The following is a 12768-nucleotide window of genomic DNA, read 5'->3' as shown; positions in this document are numbered from 1 at the left end:
GCAACGATGGGAGGCGTGCGCTCGCGATGCCGATCGATCGCCGAAAGCGCGGTCCGGGCTTCAGATGCCGGCCGAGAATTATTACAAACAGAAAGCAAGTCGACAAGCGGCGATCATCGCCGCGCGGCAAACGCAGCCCCAAAAGCAAAAACCGGATCGGCACGATGCCGATCCGGTTTCTCCCGTGCGCCGCGCGCGATCCGCCCGAGCGGCGCGCGACCGCGCGCCGCCGGACGACTTCGACGTCATCCCCGCGTCGCGGTCTTCGCTTGCGACACCTTCACGTCGTCGTCATCGTCATGACGATGCGGCGTCGCGTGCTCGCCGACGCGCACCGGGTACGCCCGACCGCTCATCAGCCCCTTCCACAGCACCTTGTTGTATGCGACCGCGTCGATCTTGTCCTCGACCGAAAAATCCATTCCGCGCGTCGCGAGCGCCCAATAGCGCATCCCGTGCGTCGGCTTCAGCGAAGCGGTCTTGATGTCGCCGGACGGAATCGGCAACTGCGTGTTCGCGAGCAAGCCCGACGCCACCGCCTTGAAGCTCCATTTCGACTGGTTAAGGTCGAACACGTCGGTCATCGGACCTTGCGTCGCATCGAACAGCCCGAGGTGATCGAGGCCGAGCACTTCGGTGATCGTGCGGATCATGTTGACCGTCGTGTAGTGCGTGCTGACGACCGCATTCTGCTTCACGTACGGCCCGATCACGAACGCCGTGCTGCGATGCGCGTCGACGTGGTCCGGGCCGTCCTGCGCGTCGTCCTCGACGACGAAGATCAGCGTATCGGCCGCATACGGGCTGTTCGCGACCGCTTGCGCGACGCGGCCGACCGCGTAGTCGTTGTCGGCCATCTGTATTTCCGGTGTGTTGACGCCGTCGAGCGCCGTCGCATAGGAGCCCGTATGATCGTGCGGCAAGCGCAGCAGCGTCAGCGACGGCATCTGGCCGTTCGCGGCGAAGCCGTTGAACTCGCGCTCCCACTCGAGCTCGCGATAGAGATCCGGATACGCGTTGTCGTAGCCGCGGAAGTACGGATCGGTGCGGTCGATCAGCGCCGGGCTCGTCGCATACGTCTGCACCGCATGATCGAGGAACGGCGTGCGGTCGGGCGGAATCGCGGTCGGGCCGCCATAGCGCGCGAGATCCGCAAAGAAGCCGTAGTTGCGCACCGTCAGGCCCGCGCGCAGCGCGGCGTTCCAGATGTAGCCCTGCTGGACCGCGTCGGACGGACCGTCGGGCGCCGACACGTCGGCGTTGCCGGGCAGCAGGTCCGGATCGGGCGGCAGCGACGGATTCGCGGCCGCGCGCTGCGCGCCCGTCAGGCCGACGTTGACGTTGCGGTTCGCGCCTTCCCAGTCGTACGAGCCGCCGCGCGAGCCCGAACGCGCCGGGCTGTTCGCATAGTTGACGGGCAGCATCTTCGCGCCCGCGTCCGATTCGCGCGCGCCCGTGCTCCACGGCCAGCCGTCGCCGCTCACGTCGCCCGAGTCGTAGAAGTTGTCGAGCGTCACGAATGTCTTCGCGAGCGCATGCATGCTCGGCGTCGTCGCGTCCGGAAACTCCGCGAGCGACGGATCGCTGTTGCCGCGGCCGACGTCGCCGAGGATCTGGTCGTACGTGCGGTTCTCCTTGACGATATAGATCACGTGCTTGATCTTCTTGCGCAGCGCGGTCATCGTCGCGATGTCGTTCGACGTGAGCGCCGCGTTGAAGCTGTTGTTGTTCGCCACCTGCGTCGTCAGCAGATCGAGCGTCTTGCTGCCCGGCGCCGGCATCCACATGAGACCGCCTTTGCTCAGTTGTTCGATGTACTGATTCTCGACGAGCTTCACCGGCGTATTCTTCACCGGACACGGCACGGTACGTCCGCTGTCCTTGCAGTTGCCGGGATTTGGGCCCGGCATGTTCTTCGTATAGACGACGTACAGTGCATTCGCCGCGCCGACCGCGACGTCCGACGGGTACCAGCCGGTCGGAACGAGGCCGGTGACGACGGGCGACGCGCCCGCGAGCGAGATCACCGCGACGTCGTTCGTGCCGCGATTCGTCACGTACAGCGTGCGCTCGTCGGCGGACAGCGCGAGTCCGTTCGGCGACGCGCCGCGATACTGCATTTCGGTGACGAGGCCGGCAGGCGCGACCGTCGACACGGTCGACACGACCTTGTTCGCGCCCGTGTCGATCACCGACACGACGTCCGCGTTGTCGGACGCGACGTAAAGGCGCGTCTGCGCGGCGTTCAGGACCATCTTGTTCGGATTGCCCTTGACCGGAATGCGCGTGACGACCTGCGGTGCGTTCGACGAGATGTCGACGACGACGATCTCGCGATCGCGCTCGCTCGACACGTATGCGGTCTTGTTGCCGACGATGCGCACCGCGTTCGGATACTCGCCGCCCGGCGCGCCCGACGCGCCGCCGCTCTTGCCCGGCCGCAGATCGCGCTCGGCGAGCACTGCGCCCGCGCCGAGGTCGACGAGCGTAACGGAATCGTTATAGCGATTCGCAACGACCGCACGCTTGCCGTCCGCCGTCACGTCGACGCCCGTCGCGAGCGGCGTGCTGCCGATCCCGTTGCCCGTCTTGTGATTCAGCGCAACCGGCGCACCGGCTTCGCCCCACGCGCCTTGCGAGAATGCGAACCGGTGCAGGTTGTCGTCGCCGCCGCCCGTCACGTAGAAGTGCTGACCGTCCTGCGCGAACGCGATGCCGACATAGGTGTCGGGCACCTGCAGCACCTGCTTCTTGACGGGCGCGCCGCCGGAGACGTCGAACACGAACACGTATTCGCTCGAATCGGCCTTGATCATCTTGCCGTTCGCATCCAGCACGTTGTTGTAGCCGCTCGTCAGCACGAGCAGCGTCTTGCGGTCCGGGCTGAGCGCCTCGGAAACCGGCTGGCCGGCGATGTAGTTCGGCAGGTCCGTCAGCCCCGGATTCAGCGAAACGAAAGCGGCGCCCGGCGCCGCCGCGGGCGAGATCAACTGGCCCGTGGCGAGCAGCGTCGTGCTGGTATCGCCGAGCGCGGGCGTGTCGACGGAATCGCTGTTGCACGCGGCGAGCGCGAGCGCCGTCATCCCCACGAGCAGGAAACGTCTATACACGATCGAACCTCTTCAAGAAGGCGCGACGCCGCGGTGCGGCATCGGCGTTGTAATGGCCGGTAATAGACAGGAAAACTAAGCGCGTGGAGTGACCCGACGATGACAGTGCGGAAAACGTGCGATGCGCAGGGCAGCAGAGCGGCGGCGTCGATGCGCCCGAAGCAATTTCGGATGCTGCAGCGCGCGCTTGGCAAGCGACGGGACTTTTTCGGCGACCGCGGTCGAGCGGCTATTGCGTCATGCAAGCAAAGTCTCGCTCGCCTGCGTCGTTCAAAAGCGCCGCACGCGTCGAAGCCGAATGCGGCGGCATGCGTCGCGTTGTGCGACTGCGGTCGCGGCGGTTCGCTTCAGTGCAGGGACATTCGATGTCGCGGCGGTCGATCGCCGCGTGACGCCCGGCGCGATTCAGCCGAACCGGGCGGCCAGTGAGAAACGTCGCCCGACACGCGAGCCGGCGGCCGTCACGCCGGCTGCGTCGGCGTCGCGGAAGTTTGCTGCGTGCGCGACACTTTGCGGGCCAGCAGCACGATGACGAGCAACGTGGCGACATAAGCGGCGATCTGAATGCCGGCCGGACGCGCGGTGTAGCCGACGAGCGTATGCAGCATCTTGCCGACGACGCTCGATTCCTTCAGCAGCCAGGACGTGTCCCAGACGGTATCGCCCCACGACGGCAGCCAGCCGGCCGACACGAGAAATCCGACGCCCTGGCTCGCCATGCCGGCGGCGAGCAGGACGATCAGCGCATTGGTCACGGAAAAGAGGCGCTTCAACGGAATTTGCAGCAGCCCCGCGTACATGCCGACGCCCAGCCCGATGCCGCCAAGCACGCCGAGCACGCCGCCGACGATCATCTGCGGCGTCTGTCCGGGATCGCCCGCCGCGATGCCGTACAGGAACAGTACGGCCTCCGAACCTTCGCGCAGCACCGCGACGCCGACGACGACCGCGAGCCCCGTCAACGGCCGGCTGCCAGCCGCGACGGCCTTGCCGACCGACGACAACTGCTGCGCCATCTCGCGGCCGTGCTTGCCCATCCAGATGCTGTGCCACGCGAGCATGACGACCGCGACGAACATCACGCCCGCGTTGAACACCTCCTGCCCCATGCCCGACGCCCATGCGGAAATCACGTCGGCGAACGCCGCGATGAGCGCGGCGCCGATCACGCCGCCGATCAGGCCGCCGCTCACCCACCACCCACGCCTCGGCACGCCCTTGGTCGCCGCGAGGACGATGGACACGACCAGTGCCGCTTCGAGCACTTCCCGGAATACGATGACGGCGGTGGAGAGCATGTTGTGCGGCGCTTACTTGACGGTCAGTTGGGTTTTCGATTCGGCTTCGTGATACTCGTCATGGAACTCGTACACGCCGGCCTTCAGCGGCCCGATGAAGACGTCGACCTGCCTGCCGGCGGGAATCACTTTCTCCGCCTTGAAATCGTCGCTCTCGAATTCGGCGGGCGTCGCATCGAGGTTCTTGACCGTCACCTTCACTTTCTTGCCGGCGGGGATCGTGAGACCTACGGGCGAGAACTTGTGGTCCTTCAGCGTCAGGTTGTACGTGTCGTCGGCGGCGAAAGCATGCGTCGCCGAAGCGGCGAACACGGCCAGCGCGAGCGCGGAAATCGTCTGTAGAATTTTCATGAAAGTGGACGGCAGTGAGATGCGGACGATAATAGGATCGATTCTCGTTCAGACAATTCGATATCCTTATCCTCGTTGTGGACATCACGCTCCACGCCGTTCGCGTACGCATCGCCCAGGCCAGATGTGCCGGGCCGCATGACCGCGGCGCGAGGCCGTCAATTAGGCAAACCACCTGTCGTTTTCGGCGTCGTCTGAAGAAAGCGCTCGGCGGGGCCCGGTCGCCATCGCTCGCACGAGGCTTGAACTTCGATCGCCCGATGCTGAAAGGTATTCGTAGGAATGACCGTCCACGTTCAGGCACTGGTGCACGTCGATGGCCGCTTGCTTGGCTTGCGTCATCGCTTCACTGGCGGCTTCGCTCTCGGCTTTGCTTCGTTCGAATGAGACCTGTTCGGCGCAGCGTCTCCTGTCACGCAAGACTGCCGCGTCCGCAAACTGCGTCGCGCACGTCCGTTTCAGCGGCCAATTGCATGCGCCCTTCTCTTTAACCCATGCTCGTAACGTCGTGGCCATGCGAGTTTCAGCAGCCTGCCGGCGCGTCACGTTTGCTCCGACGGACGTCGGCTCGCCTGCCGCCCTTCGCTGGCGAACGGTCCGGCCGTGACCGTCCGCTGCAGCAGGCTCTTGCGCATCGACAGAATCTCGTTCAAAAGGCCGGAGCCGCGATACAGCAAAGAAGTCTCGTGACGCGCATACGCTCCCGAGCGCACTGCGCTGAGCCAATTGAACGAGCCGACGCAATAAATCTCTTCGTCGCCGATGACGATCTTGCTGTGCACTCGCCGCACGAACGTCACCGCGATTCCCGCCTCCCGAAACGCCTCCGCATCGGCGAGCAGGCGCTCGCGCTTGCGCCCGGCCTCGGGGCCGGCATCGCCGATATTGAGCTGCGGATCCGTGTAGATCTCGACGTCGACACCGCGCTCGACCGCTTCGCACATCGCATCGAACGCGCCGACTTCCTTCGCCCGATCGAGCCGCAGCCACGGCGTCACGATCTGAATGCAAGCCTTGACGCGCGACAACGTGTCGAGCAGAAACGCATCGTGACCCGCCGCGTCGCGCAACTGGGAGACCGCCGTGTCGCGCGTTTGCAGATCCGTGCGCGGACGGTGCTCGAACGACAGCGCATTGTCGGGATGACTAAAGAGAAACGTCGCCAGTATGCCGCGCGGCTCGCTCGGCGCGGCCGTCGTGAAGACATCCATGTCGCCGAACACGAGGAAGCTGTCCTTTGCGCGCGAGACGGCGACGTTGAGCATGCTCACGCTCCGGTCGATGAAGCGGCCGTCGTCGTGCTTCGAATAAACGGGCGAGAAGATGACGACGTGGCGTTCCGCGCCTTGCAGCGAATGAACGGTGCCGCCCGTCAGTTGACCATCGGCCCGTCCGACTTCGATGCCGAGCTTCTCGCACGCCGCCTGGATGGCCGCGACCTGCGCGGCGAACGGCGACACGATGCCGACGATCCGAGCGAGCGGCGCCTGATATTTCGCTTCCAGCATCGCGCGATTCGCGGCCAGCCACGCCGCGATCGTCTCGGCTTCGAGCAGATTGCGGCGGCTTCCGGTCGGCAGGCTCTCGCAGATGCCGTCGATGTGCAAGTACGCCATCGGCGGCAGGCAGTCCGGCGCGTGCGCTTCACGGACCGGCGCCGGCCCGCGCCGCGGCAGCAGCTTGCCGCGATAGCAAAGCGTGTTGCAGAACGCGATGATCTCGTCATAGCAACGTCGATGCTCGTAGAGATAAAGCCCGCGCTCGAGTTCGAGGTCCGCGTGGTAGCGACTCGCATTCTGCGCGACGCGCATCACGCTGCCGCTCGCCGCGGCCTTTCCGGTCTCGGCGATCTTCTCGTATTGCGCCGTCTCGCTTTCTCCGGTCACCAGGCCGAGATTCGCGAGATTGCCGAAGTCGACCTGACGCGGGATCGACCAGATCGGCTCGATCTGCTGCGTGTCGCCGATGACGAGCGCCTTGCGTGCCAGCGCAAACGACGCGCCCGCGACTTCGGGCAGCACCTGCCCCGCTTCGTCGACGATCAGCAGATCGATGAAGTTATACAGATACTCGCCGCGAAATCCGCCGTCGCCGGCGACGAACGTCCGCAGATGCTTCGGCAACATTGCGAACGTCGACACCATGCACGGCGTCACCATCATGCGCCGCCGAAAGCGCGACATCAGCGTCGAGGGGCCCGGGTTGCGCCTTTCCTTCGTCTTCAGGATCGCGGGCATCCACTGCGCCATTTCGAGCAGCCAGCGGCCTTCCCAGTAATGCGTCGTCAACAGGAAGATCCGAAAGCGCAGTTGCGTATCGGCGATGAGGTCGCATTGCGCGAGCGTGAGCGTCTCGCCGTCGACTTCGAGGCCCGCTTCGCGCGCGGCCGTCCGGAAGTCGTCCCGCGCGTCCGACAGCGCAAGCAGCACGGACTCGCCGCGCTTCACCGAAAGCGCCGCCGCATCGCGCGATCGGGCGCGCTCCTGAAAACGTTCGCCGATCGCCGCTTCGATCTCCGGCATCGTCGCCCCCAGCGACTCGGGCGCAGACGATTCGTCGCGCAATGCCTTTTTCAGATGTTCGCGCGCCAATCGGATGCGCTTGCCCGCGACGGGCGACAGCCATGAAAAGAACGCGTAAAACAGCGACTCTCGCGCCCGGTAGGACTCCCATTCATCCTTGATCGTCTTCCAGCGCCGCGCTCGTGCGCCTTTATCGGCCGCATCGTTGCGCCTGCGCATCATTTCGTTCGAGGCGTCGCCGCCGAGCTCGTTCGCGACCTCGTCCTCCGCGTCGCGCAACAGATGCCAATTTCCTTCGACGGCCGCGAGCCGCCCGGCCAGCGTCTTCAATTCGTCCTGAAGCCGCGCGACGACTGCGGCGACGGTCGGCGCCTTCATGCCGGGAAACGCGGTCTGCGCGTGCGACAAGTACGCCGTCCTCGCCTGATCGACGTATTCGGTCGTCTCGATCGCGTCGAAGAACGCGTTGGTCTGATACTTTCCGGCCGACTCCGTTTCGCGTTGCTGCGACGGCAAATAAGCGCCGAAGCTCGCGACGCCGGGCAACCAGCGTCCGCCCAAAGCCCCATCTCCGCGCGAGAAGTCCTTTCCGAACGCGTCGATGATGTTGGTCACCGCCTGATTGTTGGTCGACGCCGCGCACACCACGGGCGGATCGCCGCCTTCGAGCGCCGCACGCGCCCACAGCGACGCGACGACCGACAACAGCAGCGTCGTCTTGCCCGTGCCGGGCGGGCCGTTCACGGCGACGATTTCGCCTTCCTGCGCGGCAAGCACGTGATTGAGCGCCGCGCGCTGCGCGTCGACGAGCGCGAAGCGGTCGCTCGAATGTCCCAGCCTGTCGGCAAACGACGCGTCGAGCGAAAGGCACGGCTCGATCTCGGCGGCGGCCTCGCGCGCGTAGGTGTCGAAGAGCGGCGACTCGGGACGTTTGTCGCGCAGATGGTCGTATAGCGGCACGATATGGCGCGTCGCGCCCGTGATGACGTTCTTCTTCAGCACGAGCGCGTGATCGACGAGCATGAACTGCTGCGTGCGAGAGACGAATGCGCCGCATACCGCATCCGTCATGCGGCGCACGCCGGCGAGATAGGCGGCCCAGCGCTTCGCGAATTCGTCGAGCCGCGTACCACTGTCGTCGATCACGTCGGAGGGAGACATGCTCGGCGCGCTGCCTTCTTTCGTCAGGAACGTGTCGAGGTCGTCGACGGTTCCGATCGAAAAAGCGCCCGCTTCGAGCGGCTGCAGGATATCCCTGGGAACGATCGTGTCGCTTTTCGGCAGCAAGCAGCCGTCGCGCGACAACAGCGCCTGCGTAACGATCGGCGTAATCAATTCCGGCAATTGTTCAGCAATCCTGCCGTGCTCGACTTTCGCTCGGTAAAGCAACGGACGATAGACGACTTCGACGAAGCGGGTGTCGTCTTCTTCTCCGGAAAAGAATGCCGTGACAGTGTCCTCGTGCAGGAACCCTGCTTGCGCTTCCGTTTCCGATACCTTCCGGTGCGCACCCAGTTCGTCTCTTTTCAGCATCCCCTTTCCCAACTCGGCGTCGACGAGCGAATTTCTCCAATATGCGGCGTAAGCTTTCGATTTGTCGTGCATGGCTGTTTCGGTCGATGGTTGAGCGACGTGGATTGCTGCTGGCCGCTGCAAGGTACTGATTGCCCGATTCGTCTGATTATATTCGCGGCAACATGATCGCTTCGCGTAAATGGCAAATTGCGATCGGGTAAATGGTGGCGATCGAATGCGTCCGCATGCGCCGCGTCGATCTCGACACAGCAGATTGAAACCGGGCGACGCACGCGACAGGCGATTCCATCGGTTGCCTCCGCCCCGTTGAATGGATTCTCGGGCACTTCGGCTGAAATCGCCGTTCGTCGCCCGTTCGCTTGCGGCGGCCCGCATGAACGCGGATCGGCAAAGCGATGCAGTTGCTTTCGAATCGAGGTATTGCAACGCCACTTCGGGTTCGCCGAGTCGGGTCGCCGGAAAGATGCTCGAGTGTGGGCACGACCGGCAAGCGCGTTCAGGCGTGCGACGCGCCGGCGATCACGGAAGGAGAACGTCCGCTGCGAGCGCCATTCGCCAGATCGGCTTCGATCAAGCAGTTTCTCGCAAAATCTCTGAAAAAATGACCCAGGCCCGCGAAAACGTAGCGGTCGCGGCCGAGTCGCCGCATCGCAGGCCAGACGGATGATCGACGCTTTCAACCTCTCGTGAATGTCGGCGCTCCGTCGTGCGAACGATCGTCTTCGCACGAATTCCAACGAAACGTCAATCTCACGGCATCACGAGAAATACATATGACTGTCGACGTTCAGACCCCGGTGCACGTCGACGGCCGCTTGCTTGCGTCATCGCTTCGCAAGCGGAATTGCTGACAGCTATGTCTCGTCCGGACGGAACCGGTTCGGCGACGCCTTGCCTACGACGCGCGACCGTCGCCACCGGACGTCATGCTCGATACCTGATGCTTGATGCTTGCCGCGTAAAACGACATCGTGCGAATGCAACCGCGTTCATCGAAATCGACACGCTATTCGGCGTGCGGCTCATAGATGACGACGGGGCATTGCATGCAAGCGGCGCTCGCGTGCTGCGCGTACCACCTGCATGTGCTTCGGATGCCGCACTTCGGCAATCCTTCTTCCGGCGGCGAAAGCACGGCCGGCTCCTTCACGATCGCGTCGACGAGTCCGCAACGATGTCCGGTCCACTGCGCGCATTTTCCGCCGAGGCACGGGCCGAGAAATCGAACGCGGTTCTCGACCGGAACGCCGTTTGCGCGGAGTCCGTCGAGCAATTCGCGGCTGATCGGGATTTTCGGGCTGATATAGGCGACGGTTCCGCTGTCCATCACCGCACCCAGCACCGCAGACGCCGACTCGGCCGGCGCACTCGGACAGGTGCCGAGCGAAGCTTCGCTCGCATCGATCCAGGCCGCGCCGGCGGAGTGTCCTCCAGCCGGCGTCATCTCACTCTCCAATCTGCTCTTGTTCGGCGACTCTGAGCAAGCGCTCCGCTGCCTCGGCCAGGATGAGCCTTCCGCCGTTCGGCAAGACCACGTTCCACGCCGGCCCCTTGATCTGCGTGGAATTCTCGCCGACGAGCGCGGTGAGCAGCGCGATGTTCAGATGCGCGGACGCGTGCGCGATTTGTCTCCCGTCCAACGCCGCGCCGGAAACCGTGATCTTGAATTCGGTTGGTTTCATGGTTGTCTCCACAGGCTATTTCAGCATTTCGGTTGTTGATGACCTGCACCGGGACTCTTCGTTTTTTGCACCGCGTAACGGATTAAAGCTAGTTCATTGAAACTCACAAGTCAAAAATCTATCCTTTACATGACAATTAGATTGTCGAATTAAGTGACTGGATAGTGCGTCGACGAACTTGCACCACGAACGGCACGCGCCCGCGCCGCCTCCGTCATCGCCGAAACCGCGCCGGGCGCATGGCCCGGCGCGCACACCGCTCGGCGATTGCGCCGCGTCCACCCGCATCCCGTCCGCGCGGCTGCGATTCGTCGGTCCGTCGAAAGCGCTTCCGCGGCAAACGGCGTGCGGCTCGGGCGCGCGTTGCCGGCTCGGATCGCGCGACGCGCAAAGACGATAGTCCGGAAGCGACGGCGCGATGCCTCGTCGCGCCAGCCCCCCTACTCGACCGTCACCGATTTCGCCAAATTCCTCGGCTTGTCGATATCCGCTCCCCTGATGCACGCCGCGTGATACGCGAGCAGCTGCAACGGCACGACATGCAGGATCGGCGACAGCAGCCCGTAGTAATCGGGCATCCTCAAGACCGAAATCCCGTCGCCGTTGTCGATCCGCGTGTCCGCATCGGCGAACACGTAAAGCTGCCCGCCGCGCGCGCGCACTTCCTGCATGTTCGACTTGAGCTTCTCGAGCAGCGCGTCGTTCGGCGCGATCGTCGCGACCGGCATCGTCTGCGTCACGAGCGCGAGCGGCCCGTGCTTCAGCTCGCCCGCCGGATACGCTTCCGCATGGATGTACGAAATCTCCTTCAGCTTCAGCGCGCCTTCGAGCGCGATCGGATAGTGGAGCCCGCGTCCGAGGAACAGCGCATTCTCGTGCCGGGCGAACTCGTCCGCCCAGCGCGCGATCTGCGGCTCGAGCGCGAGCACGTCCTCGAGCGCGCCGGGCAGCCGGCGCAGTTGCTGCGTATAGCGCGCGAGCAGCGCGTCGTCGACGCAGCCGCGCATCCGCCCGAGCGTGACCGCAAGCACGAACAGCGCGACGAGCTGCGTCGTGAACGCCTTCGTCGACGCGACGCCGATCTCCGGGCCCGCCCGCGTCAGGAAGCGCAGCCCGGTCTGCCGCATCATCGCGCTCGTCGGCACGTTGCAGATCGCGAGCGTGTCGATGTGGCCGAGCGCCTGCGCATACTTCAGCGCGGCGAGCGTATCGGCCGTCTCGCCCGATTGCGATACGACGACGATCAGCGTGTTCGGCATCGCGACCGCGTCGCTGTACCGATACTCGCTCGCGATCTCGACCTGCGCGGGTATCCGCGCGATCGTCTCGAGCCAGCGGCGCGCGGTCAATCCCGCGTAGTGGCTCGTCCCGCACGCGAGAATCAGCACGTTGTCGATCTGCTCGAACGCGCGCCGCGCGTCATGACCGAACACGGCCGGATCGAAGAGCCCGGCGTCGGGAATCGTCGCGGCCACCGCGTGCGGCTGCTCGAAAATCTCTTTCTGCATGAAGTGCCGATAATCGCCGAGCTCGACCACGCCCTGCGCCGACGACACGGTCTGAACCGCGCGCACGACCGGCTCGCCGTTGCGATCGACGATCCGCGCGCCGCCCGGCGTCAGCTCGACGATGTCGCCTTCGTCGAGAAAAATGAACTGATCGGTGATGCCGGCGAGCGCGAGCGCGTCCGACGCGAGAAAGCACTCGCCGTCCTTCAGCCCGACGACGAGCGGCGAGCCGACGCGCGCGCCGATCAGCCGGTTCGGCTCGGTCTTGCTGAACACGGCGATCGCATATGCGCCGCGCAATTGCGACGTCGCGTCGCGAACCGCGGACAGCAGGTCGCCGCGATACTTGCTGTGGATCAGATGCGCGACGACCTCGGTATCGGTCTGCCCGTCGAACTCGTAATGCTGGTCGGACAGCTGCGAGCGCAGCGCTTCGTGATTCTCGATGATGCCGTTGTGAACGAGCGCGATGTGATCGCGCGAGAAGATCGGATGCGCGTTGCACGTCGCGGGCGCGCCGTGCGTCGCCCAGCGCGTGTGCGCGATCCCCGTGCTGCCGGTCAGGCCGGCCGTGCGCACGTGCGCCTCGAGATCCGCGACGCGCGACACGCTGCGTTCTCGTCGCGCCACCCCGTCGACCACGGTCGCGACGCCGCACGAGTCGTAGCCGCGATATTCGAGGCGGCGTAAGCCTTCAATCAGAATCGGAACGATGTTCCGTTGCGCGACCGCGCCGACGATGCCACACATGACTCGTTACC

The 12768-nt window shown here is 64.8% G+C and carries 8 protein-coding genes; all 8 read right to left on the bottom strand.

Going from position 1 to position 12768, the window contains the following annotated elements:
* Positions 1-245: 245 nt before the first annotated feature.
* Positions 246-3083, bottom strand: coding sequence for a bifunctional YncE family protein/alkaline phosphatase family protein (locus BG90_RS21870; RefSeq protein ID WP_010110529.1), 2838 nt, complete (start codon positions 3081-3083; stop codon positions 246-248).
* 488 nt (positions 3084-3571) lie between these two features.
* Entirely contained in the window at positions 3572-4408 is an 837-nt protein-coding gene (locus tag BG90_RS21865; protein WP_010120591.1) for an FTR1 family iron permease, read from the bottom strand.
* A gap of 12 nt (positions 4409-4420) precedes the next feature.
* The gene (locus BG90_RS21860) at positions 4421-4759 is read right to left on the bottom strand and encodes a cupredoxin domain-containing protein (protein ID WP_010120592.1); all 339 of its coding nucleotides are present in this window, start codon (positions 4757-4759) and stop codon (positions 4421-4423) included.
* A 162-nt stretch (positions 4760-4921) separates the two neighbouring features.
* Positions 4922-5275, bottom strand: coding sequence for a hypothetical protein (locus BG90_RS36225; protein ID WP_158335910.1), 354 nt, complete (start codon positions 5273-5275; stop codon positions 4922-4924).
* Positions 5276-5301: 26 nt separating this feature from the next.
* The gene (locus tag BG90_RS21855; protein WP_232288968.1) at positions 5302-8814 is read right to left on the bottom strand and encodes an AAA domain-containing protein; all 3513 of its coding nucleotides are present in this window, start codon (positions 8812-8814) and stop codon (positions 5302-5304) included.
* A 1009-nt stretch (positions 8815-9823) separates the two neighbouring features.
* Positions 9824-10261, bottom strand: coding sequence for a hypothetical protein (locus BG90_RS21850; RefSeq protein WP_010110535.1), 438 nt, complete (start codon positions 10259-10261; stop codon positions 9824-9826).
* Position 10262: 1 nt separating this feature from the next.
* Positions 10263-10499 carry a hypothetical protein gene (locus tag BG90_RS21845; RefSeq protein WP_010110536.1) on the bottom strand — a complete coding sequence of 79 codons (237 nt, stop codon included), beginning with the start codon at positions 10497-10499 and terminating at the stop codon, positions 10263-10265.
* Between the two features lie 440 nt (positions 10500-10939).
* On the bottom strand, positions 10940-12757 hold the full coding sequence (gene glmS / locus BG90_RS21840; RefSeq protein WP_010120596.1) for a glutamine--fructose-6-phosphate transaminase (isomerizing): 1818 nt from the start codon (positions 12755-12757) through the stop codon (positions 10940-10942).
* Positions 12758-12768: the final 11 nt, after the last annotated feature.

The sequence above is a fragment of the Burkholderia oklahomensis C6786 genome, assembly GCF_000959365.1.
Lineage (GTDB): Bacteria > Pseudomonadota > Gammaproteobacteria > Burkholderiales > Burkholderiaceae > Burkholderia > Burkholderia oklahomensis.
This window is presented reverse-complemented; position numbering and strand designations above follow the sequence as displayed.